We start from the raw sequence: 25,056 nt of genomic DNA, 5'->3' as shown, positions 1-25,056 counted from the left end.
GTTTCGCTTATTGCGGCGGCAAGTACTTCAGCGGGTCGACAGGTTTGCCCTGCCGGCGAACTTCGAAATGCAACATCACGCGGTCCGAATCGCTATTGCCCATTTCGGCGATCTTCTGCCCTTTGGTCACCGCGTCCCCCTCTTTTACCATCAAAGCGCGGTTGTGTGCATACGCGGTGAGATAAGTTGCGTCATGCTTGATGATAATGAGATTGCCGTAGCCGCGCAGCCCATTTCCAGCGTAAACGACACGTCCATCCGCCGCGGCCTGCACCGCCGTACCCGCTGCCCCGCCAATATTGATGCCCTTGTTGTTCGCATCGTCGAACGTGCCGAGGATCGGCCCGCGCGCCGGCCACGCGAAAGCGATGTTGCCGACCGCCGCGGCCGCATCGCTTGCGGCGGGTTGCGGCGGAATCGTCGTCACGGCGGGTGCGGAGCCGTACATCGGCGGCTGAGCCGCGCTCACGCCCGATGCACCGGCCGGTGCGTTGTTCGCAAGCGGTGCGCTCTGCACGGCGCCGCCGCCGATCGGCGCGGTCGCAACGCCCGGCGTAACCGCCGCAACGTTCGCCCCCGGCGGCGCGACGCGCAGCAATTGGTCGACTTCGATTTGGTTCGGATTCGCGAGATTGTTCCACGTCGCGATGTCGCGATAATTTTGGCCGTTCTCGAGCGCGATCCGGTAAAGCGTATCGCCCGGCTTCACACGGTAGTAGCCAGGAGGTGGCGGGCCGAGCGGCACGGGAGCCAGAGCGGCGGCGGCCCCCGCCTGACCGGAAGACGAGCGGTCGACGACCGGCGCGTTATCGAGCCGCGTCGCGCAAGCCGTCAGCGCCGAGAGCACCACTACGCAGAAGGCACGCTGAGCTACGGTGAACCGGACATTTGAACTATTACTATGCATCGCGCGCAACATACTCATCGGTGTCAAATCACTCCGGATTTTAAGGGGACAAAGAAAACGCGATCAAGCCGCGACTCGCGCCACTGGCTGGGCCCGAGACGCTCGACGAGCGTGAGCACCTGAGCCTGTCCGCTTTGCGCGCCGACCGGTGCGACCAGGCGTCCGCCCACGGCAAGCTGCTCGAGCAGCGCCTGCGGGACGTCGAGCCCCGCAGCGGCGATCACGATCGCATCGAACGGCGCCACCGACGGCAGGCCGACGCGCCCGTCGCCGTAATGCAAGCGGATGTTCGGCACGCGCAGCGGCCGCAAGTTGGTCTTCGCGCGCTCGTAAAGCGGCCTGATTCGTTCAATCGAATACACATCGCGCGCCACCTGGCTCAGCACGGCTGCCTGATAGCCGCAGCCCGTGCCGATTTCGAGCACGCGTTCGAGCTTGCGGCCGGCCGCCGCGAGTTCGATCATCCGCGCGACGACAGATGGCTTCGAAATCGTCTGGTGGTGGCCGATCGGCAGCGCCGCATCCTCGTATGCCTGAGTTGCGAGGCCGGGATCGACGAACATGTGGCGCGGCACGACCGACATCGCGTTCAAGACGCGCGGATCGGTCACGCCGTTTGCTCGAAGGCGTTCGACCATCCGTTCGCGCACGCGTTCCGATGTCAGCGCAAGCGTGCCGTTCAAAGCGACATTCGGCGCGCTGCTCTTATCGGCCGTTTTGGCTGGATGGCGTTCGACGCGAGCGTCATGCCCGCGCGCGACGGCGCGCGACGGCTCGGTCCGCACCGTTGCCGGTTTGCGCGACTCCCCCGCGTGGCCTTGCGGCTTGCGCGACTCGCGCTTGAGATCGGCGAGTTCCAGGGGAAAACGCTTGGCGCGCTCGCTCGTCATGAAGCGTGACGCCCGGCGCGCGCCCATTCGCGCGTCGCGGCCAGCATGTGCGTATGCGTGAGATCGAGTTGCAGCGGCGTGATCGACACCCGGCCATTGGCGACCGCGTGGAAATCGGTACCTTCGCTCGCGTCGAGCGCGGCACCCGACGGTCCGATCCAGTAGATCGGCTCGCCGCGCGGATTGGTCTGGCGGATTACCGGCTGCGAGGGATGACGCTTGCCGAGCCGCGTCACTTGCCAATCGCTCAACTGCTCATACGGCAGGTTCGGGATGTTGACGTTCAAAAGCGGATGGCCCGGCAATGGATTCTCGAGGAAATGCTTGACGATATCGACCGCCACGCGCGCCGCGTCTTGCAGATGCACCCAGTCTTTGTCGACGAGCGAAAAAGCGATCGACGGCACGCCGAACATCACGCCTTCCGTCGCGGCGGCGACCGTCCCCGAGTACAGGGTGTCCTCGCCGATATTCTGGCCGTTGTTGATGCCTGAAACGACGAGATCGGGCTTGTGATCGAGCATGCCGGTCAGGGCGATGTGCACGGAGTCGGTCGGCGTGCCGTTCACGTAGTAGAAGCCGTTCGCCGAACGCAGCACGGACAGCGGCCGCGACAGCGTAAGCGAGTTCGATGCGCCGCTGCAATTCTGCTCGGGCGCCATCACTGTGATATCGGCCAGCGGCTTGAGCGCGTCGTAAAGCGCGGCGAGCCCGGGCGCCAGATAACCGTCGTCGTTACTCAGTAGGATTCGCATGCGGCGATTGTAACCGAGGAAAGAAGGCACGCGAACGACAGGCTGGCTGGTGCTTCGGGGTATGTCGCGCCGGTCGGAAAACGGACGGTCGTTCGCGGTGGTTTACACTGGCTCAAGCCGAATTCCGACACCCCGATTCGCTACGCTTTCTACTCGCCATGCACCGAAGGAGACATGATGCGCGCCATCCGCTGCAATCAATACGGACCGCCGGAAAACCTGACGGTCGAGACACTGCCCGATCTACAACCGCAAGCCGGTCAGGTCGTGATCGACGTCAAGGCTGCCAGCGTCAACTTCCCCGACGTGCTGATCATCGAGAACAAGTACCAGCTCAAACCGGAATTGCCGTTCACGCCAGGCGCCGAAGTGGCCGGGATCGTGCGCGCGGTGGGGGCCGGCGTCGAGCATGTGCGGCCGGGTATGCCCGTCGTGGCGTACACGGCGCTGGGCGGGTTCGCCGAGCAGGCGGCAGCGCCTGCCGGAGCCTGCGTGCCGCTGCCCGACGAAGCCGATCTCGCGGTCGCCGCCGCGTTCACGCTCGCGTATGGCACGTCGCACCATGCGGTCGTCGATCGCGCCGCGTTGCAGGCCGGCGAAACGATGCTCGTGCTGGGCGCGGCGGGCGGTGTCGGCCTGGCCGCCGTCGAAATCGGCAAAGCGCTCGGCGCGCGCGTGATCGCCGCCGCGTCCAGCGACGAGAAACTCGCGGTATGCGTCGAGCACGGCGCCGACGCGACAATCAACTACACGCGTGATGACCTGCGCGAGCGCATCAAGGCGCTCACCGACGGCAAAGGTCCGGACGTGATCTACGACCCTGTCGGAGGCGTCTATGCGGAGCCCGCGTTTCGCAGCATCGGCTGGCGCGGGCGGTATCTGATAGTCGGGTTCGCGAACGGCGAGATTCCGAAACTGCCGCTGAATCTCGCTCTGCTCAAAGGCGCCAGTCTGGTCGGCGTGTTCTGGGGCGACTTCGCCAAGCGTGAGCCTCAGCGCAATGCGGCCGCGTTCAGGCAGATGATCGGGTGGATGCAGGAAGGCAAGCTGCGCCCGCATATCTCGGCGCGCTACGCGCTCGAGGACGCACCGCGCGCGTTGCGTGACATGGCCGAGCGCCGCGTGACCGGCAAAATCGTCATCGTGCCGTAAGCGCTCGGCGCGGTCATTCGCGAGTCGCGCGTGCCGGGGAAGCCGCGCGCGCGATTCGTCCGGCCTCGATGTCCGCCGCAACGTCATGCGACGAGCAACGCGTTACAAACGCGCGCGATCGGCTCAGATAATGTTCCGCTCGCGCAACGCGGCGATCCGGTCCGCGTCGTAACCCAGCGATTGCAGGACTTCGTCCGTATGCTCGCCGAGCGCCGGCCCGAGCCAGCGCGTCTCACCGGGCGTCTCCGAGAGCTTCGGCGTCACGTTCGGCAGCGCGATCTCGCGCCCGTCCTGCCATTTGAACTGCTGGATCATCTGCCGCGCGAGGTATTGCGGATCGGTGAACATATCGGCGACGCTGTAAATGCGTCCGACCGGCACGTCCGCCGCGTTGAGCACGTCGAGCGCTTCTTCGATCGTGCGGGTCGAAAGCCACGCCGCGATCGCACCGTCGATTTCCTGAGTGCGCGGCACGCGGCCGTCGTTGTGCGCGAGTCCGGGATCGTCCGCGAGATCGGCGCGGTCGATCGCCGTCATCAGGCGCTTGAAGATCGGATCGCTGTTGCCGCCGATCACGATGCTGCCGTCCTTGCACGGGTAGGTATTCGACGGCACGATGCCCGGCAGCGACGCGCCGGTGCGCTCCCGCACCATCCCGTACACGCCGTACTCGGGCACGACGCTCTCCATCATGTTGAAGACGGCCTCATACAACGCAACGTCGACGACCTGCCCTTTGCCGCCGTTCACCTGCTTGTGATGCAGCGCCATCAGCGCGCCGATCACGCCGTGCAGCGCCGCGATCGAGTCCCCGATCGAAATGCCGATGCGCGGCGGCGGCAGATCCGGATAACCGGTGATATGGCGCAGCCCGCCCATCGACTCGGCGATCGCACCGAAGCCTGGGCGGTCACAGTACGGCCCCGTTTGCCCGTAGCCCGACAAACGGACCATCACGAGGCCGGGGTTCTCAGCCGACAGCACGTCGTAGCCGAGCTCGAGCTTTTCGAGGAGCCCCGGGCGGAAATTCTCGACGACGATATCGGCTTCCTTCGCGAGCCGCCGTACGATCTCCTTGCCCTCTTCCGCTTTCAGGTTGACGGTCACCGACTTCTTGTTGCGCGCCTGGACAGCCCACCACAGCGAGGTGCCGCCGACTTCCGGATAGAGCTTGCGCCATTTGCGCAATGGATCGCCGCCGTTCGGGTCTTCGATCTTGATGACGTCGGCGCCGAATTCGCCGAGAAAACGCGCGGCAAACGGCCCGGCGATCAGCGTGCCGAGTTCGAGGACTTTGATGCCCGCCAGAGGGCCGGTGGTGGTCGCGGTCATGGGATTCCTGCAGAACGGGCTAGAGCGCGCGTCGGTCGAGCATCGCACGCGCGATCGTGCCGGCGTCGACGTATTCGAGTTCGCCGCCCACCGGCACACCGCGCGCAAGACGGGTCACCGAAAGGCCGCGCGCCTTCAGCGTCTGCCCGAGGTAATGCGCGGTCGCCTCGCCTTCATTTGTGAAGTTGGTTGCCAGCACAACTTCCTTGACGATGCCGTCCGACGCGCGCTTCACGAGCCGGTCGAAATGGATTTCCTTGGGGCCGATGCCGTCGAGCGGGCTCAACCGCCCCATCAGCACGAAATAGAGCCCGCGATAGGTCAGCGTCTGTTCGAGCATGATCTGATCGGCGGGCGTCTCGACGACGCACAACAGCGTCGGATCGCGTTCCTCGTCGCTGCAGACCTCGCAGATCTGCGCTTCGGTGAACGTGTTGCACTTCTCGCAGTGCTGCAGATGCTCGGTCGCGAAGAGCAGCGCCTGTCCGAGCTTCTCGGCGCCTTCGCGATCGTGCTGCATCAGGTGGTACGCCATCCGTTGCGCGGACTTCGGTCCGACACCGGGCAGCACACGCAGCGCTTCGACGAGCGCCGACAAGGCGGAGGGTTGTTTCATGCAAATCGGCGCTGTCGATCAAATAGCGGCTGCTTAGAACGGCAGCTTGAAGCCCGGCGGAAGCGGCAGGCCGGCCGTCATGCCGCCCATCTTTTCCTGCGCGGTGGCCTCGGCCTTGCGCACGGCATCGTTGAACGCGGCAGCGACGAGGTCTTCGAGCATGTCCTTGTCGTCAGCGAGCAGGCTCGGGTCGATCTGGACGCGACGCACGTCGTTCTTGCAGGTCATCGTCACCTTGACGAGACCGGCGCCCGACTGCCCCTCGACTTCGATCTGGGCGAGCTGCTCCTGCATCTTCTTCATGTTTTCCTGCATCTGCTGGGCTTGCTTCATCAGCCCCGCGAGTTGGCCTTTCATCATGGACTTGCTCCTTCGTGTTCGTTTGGGTTTTCAATGCGGCGCGTTGTCTGTTGGCAGCGCGCCACGAATGTTGGGAAGTGATGTCGATGCTTCAGCTCAGCGCGCGGCGCTGCCGGCGCCCGCCGACACATCGGGCGTAATCGGCCGGATCGACCCCGGCACGATGCTCGCGCCGAATTCGCGGATCAGCGATTGCACGAACGGGTCGGCGCCGATCTCGCGTTCGGCTTCGCGTTGACGCTCGGCGCGCGCGGCGGCATCGAGCGCCGCCGCCGTGCGGCGCGCCGGCCCGACCTCGACTTGCACGTCGACCGGTTTGCCGAGCTTCTCGGCGAGCGCGGCCTTGAGCTTCGCGACCTGTGAGCTTTCCGCGTATTGCGGCACGGGAACGCTCAGCTTCAAGGTAGCCCCTTCCAGTGCCGTCAGTTCGCTGTTGAACGCGAGCTGATAAGAAATCCCTTTCAGCGGCAGGCCGGCGGCGAGCGCCGGCCAGTCGCCGTCGAAACCGATCGCGTCGAGCGGAATCGCCGGCGGCAACGGACGCGTGTCGACCGGCGCTGTGGCTTGAGGGGCTTTCGGCTCGATCCGCATGTCGTCACGAGCGCTGTCGAAGGCAGGGACAAAACCGTCGTCGGGCTGCGCGAAGTACGCGTCTTCGGCGGATGCCGGGACGTAGTCGTCGAGCGGGATGTCGTCCCAAGGGGGAGTCGGCGCGGCATTCGAAGCCGACGGGCTTGCCGGCTCGTCTCGCGTCACGGCACGCGGCGTGGGCACCTTGACTTGGGGTGCACTCGCTTTGGGCGCGACGGCCGGCGCGGGCTTCGCACCTGTTGCGGCAGCCGCTGCGCGGCCGCGATCCGCCGACACGCGCATGCCGGCGTTACGCAGCACATCGAGCGCCGCGCTTGCGCCACCCGCGCGAGAACGTGGCGCGGCGTCCGGCGGTGGTGGCGGAGATGCCGGCTCCGCCGCTACAGCTGCCGGCGGGATTGCGATCGGCTCCACGCGCCTGACGGTCTCCTCTGGAGGCACGTCCGCTATTTCTGAAGCCGCCTCGGGCTTGACGGCCCCGCGATCGAGTTCAACAGCCTGTGGCGCGGCGGCAGCTTGCTGATCCGCCGACGCTTGCGCTGGCGACGCATCACGCGAAGGCTCTGCGGCCGACGGCGAAGCAACTGGCCGCTCTACAGGCGCAGCCGACTGCGCGGCAACCGTCGGCGCGGTGGACGGCCGACGGCCCGCTCCGCCGCCGACAGCCGGTGCCGCCGCTCGCGGCGCGGGCGCGGCGCCCCCACCGCCCGGTGCGGCCGGCTCGAACGCCAGCATGCGCAGCAGCGTCATCGTGAAGCCCGCAAATTCGTCGGGCGCGAGACCCAACTCGCTACGGCCAAGCGTCGCGATCTGATAGAAGAGCTGCACGTGTTCGGGCGTCAGCGCGTCCGCGAAACGTCGCAGGTCGTTCGCCTCGGGCCACTCGTCGAGCACCGACGTCGGCGCAAACTGCGCCCACGCGATCCGATGCAGCAAGCCCGCGAGATCCTGCAGCGCATTGGAAAACGACAAGCTGCGCAACGACATCTCGTCCGCGACCGCCAGCACTTGCGGACCGTCGCCGGCGACGAGCGCATCGAGCAAACGAATCAAATAGCTCTGATCGAGCGCGCCGAGCATGCCGCGCACCGCTTCCTCGGTGACCTGATTCGCCGAGTAGGCGATCGCCTGATCCGTCAGCGATAGCGCATCGCGCATGCTGCCCTCGGCCGAGCGCGCCAACAGACGCAGCGCCTGCGGCTCGAACACAACCTGCTCTTCGCCGAGGATCCGCTCGAGGTGCGACACGATATGCCCGGCCGGCATCTGCTTCAGATTGAACTGCAAGCAGCGCGAGAGAACCGTGACCGGAATTTTTTGCGGGTCGGTGGTCGCGAGAATGAATTTGACGTGCGCGGGCGGCTCCTCCAGCGTCTTCAACATCGCATTGAACGCGTGGTTGGTCAGCATGTGCACTTCGTCGATCATGTAGACCTTGAAGCGCGCATCGACCGGCGCATACACCGCCCGCTCGAGCAGCGCCGCCATTTCATCGACGCCGCGGTTGCTTGCCGCATCCATCTCGACGTAGTCGACAAAGCGCCCTTCGTCGATCTCGCGGCACGCGCGGCACACGCCGCACGGCGTCGAGGTCACGCCGGTTTCGCAATTGAGCGCTTTGGCGAAGATGCGCGAAAGCGTCGTCTTGCCGACGCCGCGGGTTCCGGTGAACAGATAGGCGTGGTGCAGACGCCCGCCGTCAAGCGCGTGCGTGAGCGCGCGCACGACGTGTTCTTGTCCGACGAGCGAAGCGAAATCCTTCGGTCGCCACTTGCGTGCGAGAACTTGATAGGTCATCCGGAAATTGTATCAGGACACAACGACACACAGACGCGACACGCCAATGTCGGCCAGCAACGATTTTAAAAGGCTGAAAAGCCGAAAGGCAAAAAGGGAATGGAAAGCGGAAGATGAGGAACAACGGAAGATAAAGCGGAAGGTGACGAGCCCGACCCTCGGCACTGGTGGAAAACGGCTGTGGCTGCTTCGTTCCCGACCTGACCAGGTTGACCGCCCCTCCATGCGAGGAGGCCCGTCACGGCGCATTCTATCATCGGTCACCGCGCAGCGCGAATCTAAATCGCGAGATTATCGCGCAGCACGCCTATTGCATTCGTTCGCGGCACCTCCATTTTCGAGCCGAGACGCAAGCTGAACGAAGGCCCGATGATGCATGGGAGCCCCGACAACCCTACTGTGCGAATGAGTACTATCGCTACCGGCAACGCATAGCAATTTAGGCTAATATGACGCTCGGATGACCCGCAAACCGCGGTTTCCGGTACGTGAAAACGCTTCGAAGCCATGCTCCAACGCGTTTTGCCGGGACTCATCGAGCGGTAGCGCGAACGGAACTTTTCCCAGTTTTGGTGTATCGTGGCGAGCAATTTTCAGGCGGGCCTCGAACCGAAAGAGGTATTCATACATGAGCGAACAAATCAAGCACATTAGCGACGCATCGTTCGAACAGGACGTCGTGAAATCCGATAAACCCGTCCTGCTCGACTTCTGGGCCGAGTGGTGCGGTCCCTGCAAGATGATTGCCCCGATCCTCGACGAAGTCGCGAAGGATTACGGCGACCGCCTGCAAATCGCAAAGATCAATGTGGACGAACATCAGTCGACGCCGGTCAAGTTCGGCGTGCGCGGCATTCCCACGCTGATCCTGTTCAAGAACGGCGCGGTCGCTGCACAGAAAGTCGGCGCGTTGTCGAAGTCGCAATTGACGGCGTTCCTCGACAGCAACCTTTAATCGTTGTTCTCCGCGCGTGTTGTCAGTGGACAACACGCGCGGCCCATGCGTGCCGATCCGCCGCCCGGGCGGGTTTTCGCGTGTGCTATGCTAGAATCATAAGACTTCAAGAAGACGTGTAAGTCCCTGAGCGGTTCCGCTCGATTCCTCCTCCCAGAATTCATTTCGTCGCACCTTCTCTCCCCGACGGGATCTCCGTATGCATTTATCCGAGCTTAAGTCTCAGCACGTGTCGCAATTGATCGAGATGGCAAACGGCCTCGAGATCGAAAACGCGAACCGCCTGCGCAAGCAGGAACTCATGTTCGCCATTCTCAAGAAGCGCGCCAAGACCGGCGAAACCATTTTCGGCGACGGCACGCTCGAAGTGCTGCCCGACGGCTTCGGCTTCCTGCGCTCGCCTGAAATGTCGTACCTCGCGAGCACCGACGACATCTACATCAGCCCGTCGCAGATCCGCCGCTTCAACCTGCACACCGGCGACACCATCGAAGGCGAAGTCCGCACGCCGAAGGACGGCGAGCGCTACTTCGCGCTGGTGAAGGTCGACAAAGTCAACGGGCAGCCGCCCGAGGCCTCGAAACACAAGATCATGTTCGAGAACCTCACGCCGCTGCACCCGAACAAGCCGCTGTTGCTCGAGCGCGAAATGCGCGGCGAAGAGAACGTCACCGGCCGCATCATCGACATGATCGCGCCGATCGGCAAAGGCCAGCGCGGCCTGCTCGTCGCTTCGCCGAAGTCGGGCAAGACCGTGATGCTTCAGCACATCGCGCACGCGATCAAGCAGAACCATCCCGATGTCGTCCTGTTCGTGCTGCTCATCGACGAGCGTCCGGAAGAAGTGACGGAAATGCAGCGCTCGGTGGCGGGCGAAGTGATCGCGTCGACGTTCGACGAACCGGCCACGCGTCACGTGCAAGTCGCCGAAATGGTGATCGAGAAGGCCAAGCGCCTCGTCGAAATGAAGCACGATGTCGTGATTCTGCTCGACTCGATCACGCGTCTCGCACGTGCTTACAACACGGTCATTCCGGCGTCGGGCAAGGTGCTGACGGGCGGTGTCGATGCGAACGCGCTGCAGCGTCCGAAGCGCTTCTTTGGCGCTGCGCGCAACATCGAGGAAGGCGGCTCGCTCACGATCATCGGCACCGCGCTGATCGAAACCGGCAGCCGCATGGACGACGTGATCTATGAAGAGTTCAAGGGCACCGGCAACATGGAAGTGCACCTCGAGCGGCGTCTCGCGGAAAAGCGCGTGTACCCGTCGATCAACTTGAACAAGTCGGGCACACGCCGCGAAGAATTGCTGATCAAACCGGAAGTCCTACAGAAGATCTGGGTGCTGCGCAAGTTCATCCACGATATGGACGAAGTCGAGGCAATGGAATTCCTGCTCGACAAGATCCGCCAGACGAAGGGCAATTCCGAGTTCTTCGATCTGATGCGCCGCGGCGGCTGATACGCACAGCCCACCGCCCCAGAAAAACCGTCCGCCCTGCGGACGGTTTTTTTTCGCCCCTACGATGGACTATTCGATCAGGACGATCCCCCAAACCTGTACGTGAACGTTCACGTTTTGCTATACTGCGCGCATTCGATCAGCCCCCTGCAAGCCCTCCATGACCAAGGAATCCGCCGACCTGCTGACCGTTCGAGATGCCGCCGAGCGGCTTGGCGTAACGCCCCGAACGCTCAAGTATTACGAGGAGCGCGGGCTCGTCACGCCCTCGCGCAGCGAGGGACGCTATCGGCTTTACGACGAGCAGGATCTCGAACGCTTCGGACGTATCCTGCGCCTGCGTTCGCTTGGGTTTTCGCTCAGCGGGATCGTCGAAATGCTCAAGCGTCCGCTGGAATCTGCCGAAGGCGGGCGCAAGCGCTATTCGACCGACTCTTTGCAGCAAATCCGCGACGGCCTGGCCGAGCAAGTGCGGGCGCTGGACGCGCGCATCGAAAGCGTGCGGCGCGAATTGAAGGAAGCGCAGGCGCTCAAGTCCGAACTCGGCCGCGATCTCGACTACATCGAGCGGCGTCTCGCCGGCGAGAACGCCGACGCGCTAATCGAAGAGCGCCGCGCACAGGGCGCCGGCAAGAAAAGCGGCGATACGCCCCCGACAAAGGCGCCGACACGAGGCCGCCGCGCATGAGCACCACCACTGCCAGCCGCAGATCCGCCTTCCTCTCCGAGCGTCTGTGCGGCGACGCATTCCCGTGGGTGCTCGCCCTCGTCACCGGCCTCGACTATTTCGACAACTCGATCTTTTCCTTCTTTACGAGCTACATCGCGGGCGGCGTCGATGCGTCGCCCGACGAACTCGTTTGGTCGTCGAGCGCTTACGCCGTGGCCGCCGTGCTCGGCATCCTGCAGCAGCAATGGTGGGTCGAGCGGTTCGGCTATCGCCGCTATGTCGCCGGCTGCATGCTGCTCTACGCTTGCGGCGCGCTGGCGGCCGCGGCCAGCGAGACATCGGTCGAACTGGCATTCGCACGCGGCTTTCAGGGCTACTTCATCGGACCGATGATGGGGACCTGCCGCATCCTGATACAGCTCAGCTTCACACCGAAGGAGCGCCCCAAGGCAACACGTGCGTTCCTGACGCTGATCGTATCGGGCACCGCGCTCGCGCCGCTCGTCGGCGGCCTGCTCGTCTCGCAATTCGACTGGCGCATGGTGTTCATGTGCACCGCACCCGCCGCCCTTGCATTCGCCGCACTCGCGCTCTTGACACTGCCGAACACGGGCGACGTCGCCACCGAGGCGCGAGGCGATTTCCATATCTGGCCTTACATCGTCTTCGCTTTCGCCCAAGGCGCGCTGCAAATCGTCATTCAGCAAGTGCGCTTCCAGTTGTTCAGCGGCTCCCCTATGCTGATCCTGCTGACCGTCGCCGGCATTGGCGCGCTCGGCTGGTTTGCCTATCACCAATGGCACCATCCCGCGCCGCTCGTGCGTATGCACGGGCTCGGCAAGGCGACGTTCCAGGTCGGGCTCGTGCTGTACATGTTCTACTACTTCGAGACGACCGCCTTCAGCTACCTCGTCGCGCGTTTTCTCGAACAGGGGCTCGACTATCCGGTCGAGAATGCTGGACGTATCGTCGGCCTTACGTCGCTGATTTCGGCGACCGCCCTCTTCGCCTATCTGCGCTTTGCGAAGTACGTCACACGCAAGAAATGGATCATCGTGCCGGGGTTCGCGCTCGCCGGCGTCGCCGCCTTTCTGATGACCCGCCTCACACCCGATGTCGGGCAGCCGGCACTGATGGTTCCGCTCTTGATGCGTGGCCTGCTGCTGCTCTTCATCGTGTTGCCGGTTGCCAACGTAACGTTCAGCATCTTTGCGATCGAGGAGTTCACGCACAGCTACCGGATCAAGAACATCGTCCGGCAGCTCACGACCTCGTCCGCGACCGCCATCGTCATCATCGTCGAGCAGCATCGGCAGGCGCTGCACCAGTCGCGGCTCGCCGAAGCGGCGAATCCGTACAACCCTGAATTTCAAAACACGGTCGCCGCGCTGACACAGAGCTTCGCCGCAGCGGGCCATACGCTTGGCCAGGCGCATTCGCTAGCGATCGTCGAGGTGAGCAAGACGGTGTCGCAGCAGGCGAGCTTCCTGAGTTCGCTCGACGGCTTTTACTTTCTGATGGGGGTGGCCATCTGCGGCGGTATATTTGCGGCGTGGCAAAAGCAGATCGATTGAGTTACGTTTCCTTCACCGACTGATTCATGCGATGCGGCGCGCCCGATTGCCGCGTGCACCGCACCCTCTCCGACGATGCTTTCCAAATTCACTCAGTGGTTCGATAACCGGCGGCGCGACCGCGCACTGCGCGAGCATGCGATCGCCGACGATATCTGGCAGGCGACGCTCGACGGCCTGCCGTTTCTCGCGCACCTCGACGCGGCCGACGTCGCCCGCCTGCGCGACTTGACGAGCCTCTTCATCGCGCAAAAGGAGTTCTCCACCGCGCACGAGCTCGAGCTGACCTACGCGATGACCGTCGCGATCGCCGCGCAGGCATGCCTGCCGGTGCTGAATCTGAGCCTCGACTTATACCGCGGCTGGGTCGGCGTGATCGTGTATCCGGGTGAGTTCATCATCCGCAAGACCGTCGAGGACGAGGACGGCGTCGTGCACGAAGTCGAGCACGACGCGAGCGGCGAGGCATGGGAAGGCGGCCCGGTGATCCTCTCCTGGGAGGATGCGCAGATGACCGACGGCCAGGACGCCTACAACGTCGTCATCCACGAGTTCGCGCACAAGATCGACATGCTGACGGGCGAAACCGACGGCCATCCGCCGCTCTTCAGGCGCTGGCACGCCCCGCTCGACGCCGCCGGCTGGGCCGACGTGTTCGATCATGCCTACGACCAGTTCTGCGCGCGCGTCGACGCCGTGCCCGAGCGGCGCTGGGCGCGCTTCGAGCGCGAATCGCTGATCGATCCCTATGCAGCCGACCATCCATCGGAATTTTTTGCCGTATGCACGGAGGCCCTGTTCGTGAAGCCGCACGCTTTCGAAGCCGAATACCCCGAGCTGTACCGGCTGCTCGCGCGCTATTACCGGCAGGACCCCGCCCGCACGGGCGTGCTGGCAGGCGCAGGCGGCGAAATCGACGGGGGCGCCAAAAATTCGTCAACCGACTGATTTTCTGGCATAATCGCCGTTTTTCGACCTTAGGCAAGTGGCTCGCGCCTGGGAACGTCCACGGCAATGCGGACGACCGCAGCGGGTTGGCTACCGCCAGACTAAAGGAAAGACCATGAAAGAAGGCATTCACCCGAATTACCGCGAAGTCCTGTTCGTCGATTTGTCGATCGACTTCAAGTTCGTGACGCGCTCGACCATCCAGACGAAGGAAACCGCCGAGTACAACGGCAAGACCTACCCGCTCGCGAAGATCGAAGTGTCGTCGGAATCGCATCCGTTCTACACGGGTCAGCAAAAGATCATGGACACGGCCGGCCGTGTCGAGAAGTTCAACAAGAAGTTCGGTATGCGCGCTACCGCCAAGGCAGCGAAGTAATACCCCGGGTTCGGGCGTCGGCGCTCAGTCGACGGCAAGCCGGCACGAAACGAGAAAGGGCAGCTTCGGCTGCCCTTTTTTGTCGTGGGCGCTTGGCCGTTGGCGTGCGACGCGCTTGGCGAACCTCCACGCCCGCACGCGGACCCGCGAAGCTGTTTCCAGAACTTTCGGCTCATTGCCAATCGCGGCTTATCGTTGCCGGCTGTAAGGTGCGCTGTCCCGCGGCGTCCACCCCGTCTACAATGCCGGATGCTCAAAAAAGCCCGCTCGCGTAACGCCTAAGCGGGATGAACCGCTCACCGATATCCGCTCAATCTGCATGAGACCCGTTGTCCGCCTCACCGCCTCCGCCACCCGCGCGCTGCCGCGCTGGCTCCTGCTCACGCTGACCATTGTCTATGCGGCGTTCGGTCTCTTCGGCCGTGATCCATGGAAGAACGAGGACGCGGCGGGCTTCGGCGTGATGTGGACGATGGCCAACGGCGGCACGCACGACTGGCTGCTGCCGAATCTCGTCGGCAAGTACATCACTGACAACGGCCCGCTCGGCTACTGGCTCGGCGCGGCGTCGATCCGCGCGCTCAGCCCGTGGGTCGACGCGAGCAACGCGTCGCGACTCTTCACCGGCCTGCTCTTCTGCGCGGCTTGCGCGTTCGTCTGGTACACGGCCTATCTGCTCGGCCGCCGCCCCGAGGTGCAGCCGTTCAAGTACGCGTTCGGCGGCGAACCCGAGCCGCGCGACTATGGCCGCACGCTCGCCGACGGCGCGCTCTTGATCCTGCTCGCGTGCTTCGGCTTGGCCGAGCGCGGCCACGAAACGACGCCGCAGCTCGCGCAGTTCGTCTGCATCGGCATGCTCGTCTACGGGCTCGTGCGCGGCATCGACAAGCCCGTGCAAGGCGCGCTGTGGTGGGGGCTCGCGCTCGGGCTGATCGCGATGGCGAGCAATCCGCTCGTCGTCGCCGCGGTGCTCGCCGGCACGATCGCGATGATCGTCATCGTTCCCGAAGTGCGTTCGGTCTGGCGGCCTCTGATCGGCCTGCCGTTCGCTGTCGCGCTCGCGTTCTCGTGGCCGGTCGCCGCGCTGCTCACCTATCCCGATGACGCCGCGTGGTTCCTCAGCCAATGGGCGAACGGCAGCTTCAACCGCTTTTCCGCGCCGCCGAGCTATGTGCTGATCTACGCGCTAAAGAACCTGCCGCTTTTCACGTGGCCCGCCTGGCCGCTCGCGATCTGGGCGTGGTTCAGCTGGGGCGGCCTGCGCCGCAAGCCGCACATCGCGATTCCGCTGCTCGTGCTCGCGCCGCTGCTCGTGCTGGTCGTGCTGCAAAGCCATCAGAGCAACCTCCTCTACATCCTGCTGTTGCCGCCGCTCGCGACGCTGGCGGCCTTCGCGCTGCCCACGTTGAAGCGCGGCGCAATCAACGCGATCGACTGGTTCGCGCTCCTCTCCTTCACGATCCTCGGCACGTTCGTCTGGCTCGTGTGGCTCGCGAGCTTGACGGGTGTGCCGCACCAGCTCGCTCGCAATCTCTCGCGGATCGTGCCGGGCTACGTCGGGCAATTCAGCGCGATCAGCTTCGTCTGCGCCGTAGTCGTGACGCTGAGCTGGTTCGCGCTCGTGCGCTGGCGTCTCGCGCGGCACCCGAAGGTGCTCTGGCGCAGCGTGGTGCTCTCGAGCGCCGGCACGACGCTGATGTGGGTGCTCCTGATGACGCTGTGGCTACCGATGGTCAACTACAGCCGGACCTATCGCGACGTCGCCCAGCAAATCGCCGCGCACCTGCCTGACGATTACACGTGCATCTCGCCGATCCGCTTGGGCGACGCGCAGATCGCCACCTTCGCGTACTTCGGCGACATGCAGTTCTCGTTCGCCGACGACTGCGACGTGATCCTGCGTCAGGATTCACAAGACTTCAGCGCGCCAAGCCCGATGCTGAGCTACGTGTGGAAGCTGGTCTGGGAAGGCCGTCGCGCGGCCGACCGCGACGAGCGCTTCCGTCTGTATGTGCGCGTCGACCGTCCGAAGCCGCCGCCCGCCGTCAAACGCCCCCTCTATCGCCACCCGAAGGGCTAAGGCCATGTTCGCCGACGTGCGAAAAATCACGAGCCTTGCCTGGCCGGTGCTGATCGGGCAGCTTGCGATCATCGCGTTCGGCGTGATCGATACGGCGATGGTCGGCCGCTATTCCGCAACCGATCTCGCCGCGCTGGGGCTCGGTGCCTCGATCTATGTCTCGGTGTATATCGGCCTGACGGGCATTCTCGTCGCGCTGCAGCCGGTGGCGGCGCAGCTCTTCGGCGCGCAGCGCGAGCGGGAGATCGGCGAGGAAGTCCGGCAAGCGCTCTGGCTCGCGGCGGCACTCGCAGTCGTCGGCTTCTGGTTTCTGTTCTCGCCCGAACCACTCCTGAGCATCGCGCGGGCGCCGGAAGCGCTGCACGATCGCACCGTCGCCTATCTGCGCATCCTTGCGTTCGGCTTGCCGGCTGCACTCGTGTTTCGCGTCTACAACTCGCTCACGAACGCGGTCGGCAAGCCGCGGCTCGTCATGTTCCTGCAAGTCGCGGCGCTCATCGTCAAGTTTCCGCTCAATACGTGGTTCATCTTCGGCGGGCTCGGTGTGCCGGCGCTCGGCGGACCAGGCTGCGCGCTCGCGAGCATCGCAATCAACTGGGCGCTCGCCGCGACCGGCCTCGCGCTCCTCGCCAAGCTCGACGTGTTCCAACCGTTCGCGATCTTCTCGCGCTTTTGCTGGCCGGTCTGGCGGCGTCAGGCCGAGCTGCTCAAGCTCGGCTTGCCGATGGGTCTGTCGTATCTGATCGAAGTGACGTCCTATACGTTCATGGCGCTCTTCATCGCGCGTTTCGGCACGACGACGCTCGCCGGGCATCAGATCGCGGGCAACATCGGCGCCGTGCTGTACATGACGCCGCTGTCGATCGGCATCGCCGCTTCGACGCTCGTCGCGCAGGCGCTCGGCGCGAATCGGCCGGAGGCCGCGCGCACGCTGTCGCGGCACGGCATCATGATGGCGTGCTCGATCGCGTGTTGTTTCGGTCTTGCCGTGGCGGTGCTGCGGCCTTTGATCATCGCCGGCTATACGCCGAATGCGAACGTCGCGACGGCAGCGATGCCGCTCGTCCTGATCGTGACCATCTACCACGTATTCGACGCGCTGCAGGTCAGCACGGCGTTCGTGCTGCGCGCGTACAAGGTTGTCGTCGTGCCGACCGTCATCTATGCGGTCGCGCTGTGGGGCGTCGGGCTCGGCGGCGGCTACTGGCTCGGCTTCGACGTCGGCGGCTTCGCGCCAGCCTGGCTCACCGGCGCGCGCGGCTTCTGGTCAGCCAACGCCGCGAGCCTCGCGGTGGCGGGTTGCGGGCTGTTCCTGTATTGGCGCCACGTGAGTTCACGGCGCCTCTATGCCGCTCAGACGGCATCGACGGACGCCGTCTGAGCGCTGCGCAGCCGTGCTTGGCGCATCCCCGGCGTCCGGCCCCGCGCTAGGCACGCGTCACGCCGCCTCGAGTGCGTCGCGCTGCTCGAACACCTCGCGCGCCGCGAAGAGCGCGTTCAGCGCCGCCGGGAACCCGGCATAGACGGCCATCTGAATGAACACCTCGACGATCTCCTCACGCGTGCAGCCGACGTTCAGCGCCCCTTCGATGTGCACCTTCAACTGCGGTTGCGCGTTGCCGAGCGCGGCCAGCGCCGCGATCGTCGCGATCTCACGCGATTTCAAGTCAAGCTGCGGCCGGCTGTAGACATCGCCGAACGGAAACTCGATCAGAAGACGCGCGAAATCCGGCGCGATCGGTGCGAGCGCATCGACGACGCGCTGACCGGCCTCGCCGTCGATCTCCTTCAGCTTGCCCATCCTCGTGCGTAGCGGTCGGCTTGAGCGTGTGCGTTCGTGTTTTCCATGGCGTGTCCTTGGCAGGTTGAGAGTGGTGTTCATGCTGACCTGTCATGTCCGCTTCGAGTGTCGCGTAGTACACGATCTTCTCGTCGATCGCCGCGAGGTTCGTCCGCAGCTGCTCGATTTGCGCGCGCACCGCATCGCGATGCGCGGCCAGCATCTCGCGCCGCTCGCCCACCGTCGCATTGCCGCGCGCACGCAGCTCCGCAAACGCCTGCATCCCGGCGATCGGCATGCCGGTCGCTTTCAGCCGCATCAAAAACAGGAGCCAGTCGCGGTCGGCGCCCGAGTAGAGGCGGTGCCCCGCCTCCGTCCGTGCGACAGCCCGGATCAGGCCCGCCTGTTCGTAATAACGCAGCGTGTGCGTCGAGACGCCGGTGGCTGCGGCCATCTGGCCGATCGTGAGTGCGTTTGACATGACAGCACCAAGGTTAGAAGTTCGAGTGCACTCTAAGTCAAGCGCCGATGCTTGTCAGCTTGGGCGCCGTTTTGCTTACAACCGCTTACGGCGCTCAGGTAGAATCGCCAGCACTCTGAAAGCCATCAGGAGCGCGGTCGATGCGAAGCGGCAAAACAAAACAATCATGCATTTGGGCCGTCGCGACGGCTGCGGTCATCGGTATCGTCGGCATGACGGCGTGGCGAGCCGACGCTGCGCGCACCATCAGCGTGTCGCCGCAAGGCAAGGTCGCTCAGGTGCGGCAGGCCGTCGTCAAATTCGATGAAGCGATGGTGCCGTTCGGTGCGCCCGATCTGCCCAATCCCGCGCAGCTTCACTGCAACGATGCCGCCGCGACGAGCGGCCAAGGCCGCTGGATCGACGAAAAGACCTGGGCCTACGACTTCACGAACGACCTCCCTCCGGGCGTGCGCTGCACGCTCGACTTGAATGGCGGCTTGAAGTCCAGTGCCGGCAACGCCGTGACGGGCACGCGCCGGTTCACGTTCGAAACCGGCGGCCCGTTCCCCACCGACGTCATGCCGGGCGGCGGGGAAATCGAAGAGAACCAGGTTTTCGTCGTGAAGCTCAATGGTCCGGCGACCGAAGCGTCGGTGCGCGACCATGTCTGGTGCGAATCGAACGGCCTGGGCAATCGCATTCCCGTGCAGTACGCCGACGCCGCAACGCGCAACGCGCTCCTCGATCACTTCCGCCTGAAGAAAGAAAGCGCGCGCGTGCTGACGCTGGCCTGCCAGCAGACGCTGCCATCGAGCGCGAAGATGCAGCTCGTCTACGGCAAGGGGGTCGCGAGCCCGAGCGGCATCGCGAACGATGTCGAGCGGCGCTTCGACTACACGGTGCGCGAGCCGTTCGCCGCGAGCTTTTCGTGCGAGCGCGAAAACGCGAAGGCGCCGTGCACGCCGCTGCGGCCGATCCGCCTGCAATTCAACGCGCCGATCAAGCGCGCCGATGCCGAAAAGATCCGCGTGCAAGGCCCGAACGGCGCCATCGCGCCGACTTTCGCGCCTGACGACAAAGACCCGGAAACCGCCACCGTCGAATTCGCGGCGCCGTTGCCCGAGCGCGCGGAACTCACGATCGACGTGCCCAAGCCGCTCAAAGACGCGAGCGGCAGATCGCTCTCGAACGCCGACCTCTTCCCGCTCAAAACGCGCACTGCGCCGATGCCGCCGCTCGCGAAGTTCTCTTCGTCGACGTTCGGCATCATCGAGCGCTACGCCGAGCCCGATATGCCGCCGCTCGTGCCCGTCACGCTGCGCAACGTCGAAGCGGATCTGCACATCGCCGGCCTCAACGCGGGCAGCGCGCAGTTCACGAAACTGCAAGTCGGCGCGGACAGCGATATCCGACGCTGGATGCAGCTTGTCGAGCGCTTCGACGAGTACGGCATGAGCAAGTCGTCGATCGACAAGCTCGCGCCGGGCTTGCTCGCGCGCAACCCCAATGCGGTGATCGTGCCGCCACCTCGAGATTCGTCCGGCGACGACAATGAGGCCGACAGCGCAAGCCGCAAAGACCCGCTCATCGATGTCCGTTCGCTCTCGCTGCTCGCCGGGCAACAGGGCGTCGAAACGCTGAACTTGCCGAAGGCCGATCCGAAGGCGCTGCGGCCGTTCGAAGTCGTCGGCGTTCCGGTCGGCAAGCCGGGCTTCTATGTGATCGAGCTGGCGTCGCCCGCGCTCGGCGCGTCGCTGCTCGGCAAGCCGGCGCCGATGTACGTGCGCACGGCGGTGCTCGTCACGAACCTCGGCGTGCATTTCAAGCAAGGGCGCGAGAACAGCGTCGTGTGGGTCACGACGCTCGACAAAGGGCAGCCCGTGCCGAACGCGAACGTGCACGTGTCCGATTGCAACGGCGACGAGATCGCCTCGGGCAAGACCGATGCGCGCGGTCTCCTGACCATCGACGGCCCGCTCGAAGCCAAGCGGCGCTGCGACGACGATCGCTTCAACGGCTTCTTCGTCTCGGCGCGCATCGACGATCCGAAGACCGGCCCGGACATGGCCTTCGTCCAATCGGACTGGAATCGCGGCATCGAATCGTGGCGCTTCAACGTGCCGACCGATCTCAGCAACGAGCAAACCGTGCGTGCCCATACCGTCTTCGACCGGACGCTGTTGCGCGCGGGCGAATCGGTGTCGATGAAGCACATGATCCGCGTAGAAACGCTGCAAGGTTTCGCGTTTCCGAAGCAGTATCCGACGCGCGTCACGATCCGCCACCTCGGCAGTGGCCAGACCTATCATCTGCCGCTCACCTGGGCAGCCGATCACACGGCGGATTCGACGTTCACGATTCCGGCGTCGGCGAAACTCGGCGAGTACAGCGTGTCGCTCGACGACGGCGACGCGGGCGCGGGCGCCAGCAAGAGCACGAGCGGCGATAGTCAAAGCGACGACGACAACAGCGACACCAGCGGCGACGCCGGCGATTCCCCGCGCGTGAGTTACGACAGCGGGAGCTTTCGCGTCGAAGAATTCCGCCTGCCCGTATTCAAAGGCACGATTGCCGTACGCAACGAGACAACGAGCCCGCTCGTCGCCGCCAAGGAAGCACCCGTTTCGCTGCAAATCGATTACGTCTCCGGTGGTCCGGCGTCGAATCTGCCGGTGCAGGTGTCGGCGCTCGTGAAGCCGACCACGCCCTCCTTCACCGACCGTTTCCCCGACTTTAGTTTCGCGCCGTACCGCCGTCACGCGGACGACAGCAACGCAGGCGACGAAAACGCTTCATCCGACGAAGACAGCGACACGCAAGAGGCCGAGGAGGTCGCGAAGCTCGTCGCCGACAAGGAGCCCGTCACGCTCGATCGCAACGGCTCGGGCGCGCTCGTGCTGAAGAACCTGCCCAGCGTCGATGCGCCGAAGCGTCTCGCCCTCGAAGCCACATTCGCCGATCCGAACGGCGAGGTGCAGACGATCAGCGGCAAGGCGACGCTGTGGCCCGCGGCCGTCGTCGCGGGCATCAAATCGGGACGCTGGGTGTCGGTCGGCAACACGGTGCCGGTCAAGGCACTCGCCGTCGATCTTCAAGGTAAGCCGCGCGCGGGCGTCGCGCTCGAAGTGCGCGGCGTCGCGCGCATCATGACGACCTCGCGCAAGCGCATGGTGGGCGGCTTCTATGCCTACGACAATCACACCGAAACACGCGACCTCGGCACGCTGTGCAGCGGCACGAGCGACGACCACGGCCTCCTCTCGTGCGACGCCAAGCTGCGCGACGCGGGCAACATCGATCTGATCGCGGTCGCGAAGGACGGCGACGGCCACACTTCGACCGCCAGCACCTCCGTGTGGGTCACGCGCGAAGACGAGCTGTGGTTCGGCGGCGAAAACACCGACCGCATCGATGTGCTTCCGGAAAAGACCAGCTACGAGCCGGGCGAGACCGCCCGCTTCCAGGTGCGCATGCCGTTCCGTTTTGCGACCGCGCTCGTCGCGGTCGAGCGCGAAGGCGTCATCGAGACGCACGTCGTGCAGCTCGACGGCAAGGACCCGACCATCGAGCTCAAGGTCAACGAAGCGTGGGGGCCGAACGTGTATGTGTCGGTGCTCGCGCTGCGCGGGCGCATCCACGAAGTGCCGTGGTACTCGTTCTTCACCTGGGGCTGGAAGGCGCCGCTCGAATGGGTGCGCGCGTTCTGGTACGAGGGCCGCCAATACGAGGCGCCGACGCCGCTCGTCGATCTCTCGAAGCCCGCGTTCCGCTATGGGCTCGCGGAGATCAAGGTCGGCACCGCGTCGCATCGGCTCGCGGTGACGGTCACGCCCGATGCCAAGTCCTATCCCGTGCGCGGCAAGTCGCACGTCACCGTGCGCGTGCAATTGCCCGGCGGCAAGCCGGTTCCGGCAGGCACGCAGATCGCCGTGGCCGCCGTCGACGAAGCGCTGCTCGAACTGATGCCGAATCAAAGCTGGGACGTGCTCGATGCAATGCTGCAGCGGCGTGCCTACGGCGTGGAGACTTCGACCGCGCAGATGGAAATCGTCGGACGCCGTCACTTCGGCCGCAAGGCGGTGCCCGCGGGCGGTGGCGGCGGACATAGCGCCACGCGCGAGCTGTTCGACACGCTGCTCCTGTGGAACCCGCGCGTGACGCTCGATGCGAACGGACAAGCGAGCGTCGAGGTGCCGCTCAACGATTCGCTGACGAGCTTCAGGATCGTCGCGATTGCGGCAGTCGGCTCGGGCCAGTTCGGCAGCGGCAGCGCATCGATCCGCAGCACGCAGGATTTGCAGCTGATCTCGGGCCTGCCGCCGCTCGTGCGCGAAGGCGATCAGTTCCGCGCGCAGTTCACCGTGCGCAACACGACGGCGCGCACGATGAAGGTCGTCGTGACGCCGAGCGCGGCGCCGTTGACGCTCGCGCCCCAGACGATCGACCTCGCCCCCAATTCGGCGCAGGAAATCGCGTGGACCGTCACCACGCCCGACGGCATGGCAGACGCTCCGACGCCCGCCCTCACGTGGACCGTGAACGCCGCCGAGCAAGGCGGCGCGCATGCGGCCGATGCGGTGAAGCTCTCGCAGCGCGTGGCTGCCGCCGTGCCCGTCACGGTCCAGCAGGCCACGCTCGCGCAGGTGGACGGCACGCTGTCGATCCCGGTGGCTGCGCCCGCCAACGCGACATCGACGCAAGCCGGCGTCCTGCGCGGCGGCATCGCGGTCTCGCTGCAGCCGAAGCTCTCCGACGGCATGCCGGGCGTCACGCGCTGGTTCGAGCGCTACCCATATAGCTGCCTCGAACAGCAGACCTCGCGCGCGATCGGCCTGCGCGACCCGGCGCAGTGGCAATCGGTGATCGCGCGCATGCCGGTCTATCTCGATCGCGACGGCCTCGCCAACTACTTCCCGCCGAGCGACGACGACCCGAGCCACGGCAGCCCCACGCTCTCCGCCTATCTGCTCGCCGTCACCGACGAAGCGTCGAAGCTCGATCCGCGCTTCGCCCTCCCCGACGAGTTGCGCAGCAAGCTCGAAGCCGGCCTCACGAGCTTTGTCGAAGGCCGCATCGCGCGCAATTTCTGGGCGCCGCGTAAAGATCTCGACTTGCGCAAGCTCGCGGCGATCGAGGCGCTGTCGCGCTACGGCGCGGGCAACGCGCGCATGCTCGGCTCGATCGAGATCGCGCCGAACCAGTGGCCGACCTCGGCGGTGCTCGACTACTACCAGATCCTCTCGCGCATGAAGGGCGTTCCGCAGGGCGACGAGAAGCTCGCGCAAGCCGAGCAGATCCTGCGCGCGCGGCTCACGTACCAGGGCACGCGCCTCACGTTCTCGACCGAAGCCGACGACACCCTCTGGTGGCTCATGACCGATCCCGAAGTGAACGCCGCACGCACGGCGCTCGCCTTCGTCGACAACCCTGGCTGGAAAGACGAGATGCCGCGGCTCGTGGCCGGCATGCTCGCGCTGCAGAGCCGCGGCGCATGGCAGACGACGACCGCCAACGTCTATGGATCGCTTGCGGTCGAGCGGTTCTCGCGCGTGTTCGAGAGCACGCCGGTCACGGGGCAGACGAAGATTCAGCTCGACGGCGTGACGAAAACGATCGGCTGGAGCGCGGCGACGCCGGCCGCGGCTACGCCCGCACAGGCCGCATCGAGCGTCAACGCATCGCCCGTCACGCGCACCCGCAACGTGCACAGCGAATTGCTGCCCTGGCCCGCTGCCTCAACCACGGCGCGGCTCACATTGACGCAGGAAGGCAGCGGCAAGCCATGGGCGACGATCGAAAGCCTCGCAGCCGTCGCATTGAAAGCCCCCTTCGCCGCCGGCTACCGGATCACGAAGACCATGACGCCGGTCGAACCCGCCGTCAAAGGCGCCCCCCAAGGCACCTTCGCTCGCGGCGACATCGTGCGTGTGCATCTCGACATCGACGCGCAGACGGACATGACCTGGGTCGTCGTCAACGATCCGATTCCCGCCGGCGCGACGATCCTCGGCTCGGGGCTCGGGCGCGACTCGGAAGCCGCGACGCAAGGCGAAAAGCAGCGCGGCGACACCTGGCCCGCGTTCGTCGAGCGCGGCTTCGACGGCTATCGCGCGTACTACGAGTACGTGCCGAAGGGCAAATTCTCGGTCGAATACACGGTGCGCCTGAACAACGTCGGCACGTTCGGGCTGCCGCCGACGCGCGTCGAGGCGCTCTATGCGCCGTCGACGTTCGGCGTGCTGCCGAATGCGCAACTGGTCGTGCAGCCTGCCCCGGCGGCGAAGTGAGTCTGCGATGACGATCGTGACGTTCGCTCCACGACTCCCGGCGCACGACGATGTGCCG

17 protein-coding genes, 1 other RNA gene and 2 pseudogenes are annotated in these 25,056 nt (G+C 65.1%); 10 read left to right on the top strand and 10 right to left on the bottom strand.

All coding sequences use genetic code 11. The features are described from left to right. Window positions 1-7: 7 nt before the first annotated feature. From FAZ95_RS09920 to surE, 3 genes are read right to left on the bottom strand one after another with little or no spacing between them, the layout of a single operon-like run. On the bottom strand, window positions 8-925 hold the full coding sequence (locus FAZ95_RS09920; RefSeq protein WP_137332290.1) for a peptidoglycan DD-metalloendopeptidase family protein: 918 nt from the start codon (window positions 923-925) through the stop codon (window positions 8-10). Between the two features lie 5 nt (window positions 926-930). After that, the gene (locus FAZ95_RS09915) at window positions 931-1,797 is read right to left on the bottom strand and encodes a protein-L-isoaspartate(D-aspartate) O-methyltransferase (RefSeq protein ID WP_137332289.1); all 867 of its coding nucleotides are present in this window, start codon (window positions 1,795-1,797) and stop codon (window positions 931-933) included. Further along, window positions 1,794-2,552: a 5'/3'-nucleotidase SurE gene (gene surE / locus FAZ95_RS09910; RefSeq protein ID WP_137332288.1), complete on the bottom strand. Its 759-nt coding sequence runs from the start codon at window positions 2,550-2,552 to the stop codon at window positions 1,794-1,796. Before surE ends, FAZ95_RS09915 begins: the two co-directional genes overlap by 4 nt. A gap of 177 nt (window positions 2,553-2,729) precedes the next feature. On the opposite strand from surE, the gene FAZ95_RS09905 reads away from it, so the two are divergent. Continuing rightward, window positions 2,730-3,704: an NADPH:quinone oxidoreductase family protein gene (locus FAZ95_RS09905; RefSeq protein WP_137334492.1), complete on the top strand. Its 975-nt coding sequence runs from the start codon at window positions 2,730-2,732 to the stop codon at window positions 3,702-3,704. Window positions 3,705-3,827: 123 nt separating this feature from the next. Here the strand turns inward: FAZ95_RS09905 and FAZ95_RS09900 are convergent, their stop codons facing one another. From FAZ95_RS09900 to ffs, 5 genes are all read right to left on the bottom strand, one after another. Beyond that, window positions 3,828-5,036, bottom strand: coding sequence for a CaiB/BaiF CoA transferase family protein (locus tag FAZ95_RS09900; RefSeq protein WP_137332287.1), 1,209 nt, complete (start codon window positions 5,034-5,036; stop codon window positions 3,828-3,830). Window positions 5,037-5,055: 19 nt separating this feature from the next. Next, a complete protein-coding gene (gene recR, locus FAZ95_RS09895; RefSeq protein WP_137332286.1) occupies window positions 5,056-5,652 on the bottom strand; it encodes a recombination mediator RecR in 597 nt (198 codons plus the stop codon). 33 nt (window positions 5,653-5,685) lie between these two features. After that, window positions 5,686-6,012, bottom strand: coding sequence for a YbaB/EbfC family nucleoid-associated protein (locus FAZ95_RS09890; protein WP_136893548.1), 327 nt, complete (start codon window positions 6,010-6,012; stop codon window positions 5,686-5,688). Window positions 6,013-6,108: 96 nt separating this feature from the next. Then, window positions 6,109-8,400, bottom strand: coding sequence for a DNA polymerase III subunit gamma/tau (dnaX, locus tag FAZ95_RS09885; RefSeq protein WP_137332285.1), 2,292 nt, complete (start codon window positions 8,398-8,400; stop codon window positions 6,109-6,111). Window positions 8,401-8,541: 141 nt separating this feature from the next. After that, window positions 8,542-8,640: signal recognition particle sRNA small type (gene ffs, locus FAZ95_RS09880), an RNA gene on the bottom strand. A 388-nt stretch (window positions 8,641-9,028) separates the two neighbouring features. On the opposite strand from ffs, the gene trxA reads away from it, so the two are divergent. The 8 genes from trxA (at window position 9,029) to FAZ95_RS09840 (ending at window position 17,849) form a co-directional block, all read left to right on the top strand. Beyond that, complete coding sequence (trxA, locus tag FAZ95_RS09875) at window positions 9,029-9,355, top strand: thioredoxin TrxA (RefSeq protein WP_137332284.1); 327 nt, start codon at window positions 9,029-9,031, stop codon at window positions 9,353-9,355. Between the two features lie 199 nt (window positions 9,356-9,554). Beyond that, window positions 9,555-10,817 carry a transcription termination factor Rho gene (rho, locus tag FAZ95_RS09870; protein WP_136893545.1) on the top strand — a complete coding sequence of 421 codons (1,263 nt, stop codon included), beginning with the start codon at window positions 9,555-9,557 and terminating at the stop codon, window positions 10,815-10,817. A gap of 160 nt (window positions 10,818-10,977) precedes the next feature. Next, a complete protein-coding gene (locus FAZ95_RS09865) occupies window positions 10,978-11,505 on the top strand; it encodes a MerR family transcriptional regulator (RefSeq protein ID WP_137332283.1) in 528 nt (175 codons plus the stop codon). Next, complete coding sequence (locus tag FAZ95_RS09860; RefSeq protein WP_137332282.1) at window positions 11,502-13,061, top strand: MFS transporter; 1,560 nt, start codon at window positions 11,502-11,504, stop codon at window positions 13,059-13,061. The genes FAZ95_RS09865 and FAZ95_RS09860 overlap by 4 nt, the downstream gene beginning before the upstream one ends. 75 nt (window positions 13,062-13,136) lie before the next feature. Then, window positions 13,137-14,009: a M90 family metallopeptidase gene (locus tag FAZ95_RS09855; protein WP_137332281.1), complete on the top strand. Its 873-nt coding sequence runs from the start codon at window positions 13,137-13,139 to the stop codon at window positions 14,007-14,009. A gap of 115 nt (window positions 14,010-14,124) precedes the next feature. Continuing rightward, window positions 14,125-14,388, top strand: coding sequence for a type B 50S ribosomal protein L31 (locus tag FAZ95_RS09850; RefSeq protein ID WP_137332280.1), 264 nt, complete (start codon window positions 14,125-14,127; stop codon window positions 14,386-14,388). A 319-nt stretch (window positions 14,389-14,707) separates the two neighbouring features. Then, on the top strand, window positions 14,708-16,468 hold the full coding sequence (locus FAZ95_RS09845; RefSeq protein WP_137332279.1) for an ArnT family glycosyltransferase: 1,761 nt from the start codon (window positions 14,708-14,710) through the stop codon (window positions 16,466-16,468). Between the two features lie 4 nt (window positions 16,469-16,472). After that, window positions 16,473-17,849 (top strand): MATE family efflux transporter, encoded by a 1,377-nt coding sequence (locus FAZ95_RS09840; RefSeq protein WP_137332278.1) that lies wholly within the window; start codon window positions 16,473-16,475, stop codon window positions 17,847-17,849. Window positions 17,850-17,906: 57 nt separating this feature from the next. Here the strand turns inward: FAZ95_RS09840 and FAZ95_RS09835 are convergent. Beyond that, window positions 17,907-18,316 (bottom strand): annotated as a pseudogene (locus tag FAZ95_RS09835) (carboxymuconolactone decarboxylase family protein). 143 nt (window positions 18,317-18,459) lie between these two features. Beyond that, window positions 18,460-18,702, bottom strand: a pseudogene (locus tag FAZ95_RS09830) (MerR family transcriptional regulator); the annotation flags it as partial. A 167-nt stretch (window positions 18,703-18,869) separates the two neighbouring features. Between FAZ95_RS09830 and FAZ95_RS09825 the strand changes: the two are divergent. Next, window positions 18,870-24,998, top strand: coding sequence for an alpha-2-macroglobulin family protein (locus FAZ95_RS09825; RefSeq protein ID WP_137332275.1), 6,129 nt, complete (start codon window positions 18,870-18,872; stop codon window positions 24,996-24,998). The last annotated feature ends 58 nt before the right edge of the window (window positions 24,999-25,056 follow it).

Source organism: Trinickia violacea (assembly GCF_005280735.1).
Classification (GTDB): Bacteria; Pseudomonadota; Gammaproteobacteria; order Burkholderiales; family Burkholderiaceae; genus Trinickia_A; species Trinickia_A violacea.
The sequence above is the reverse complement of the archived record's forward strand: the minus strand, read 5'-3'. Positions and strand labels throughout refer to the sequence as shown.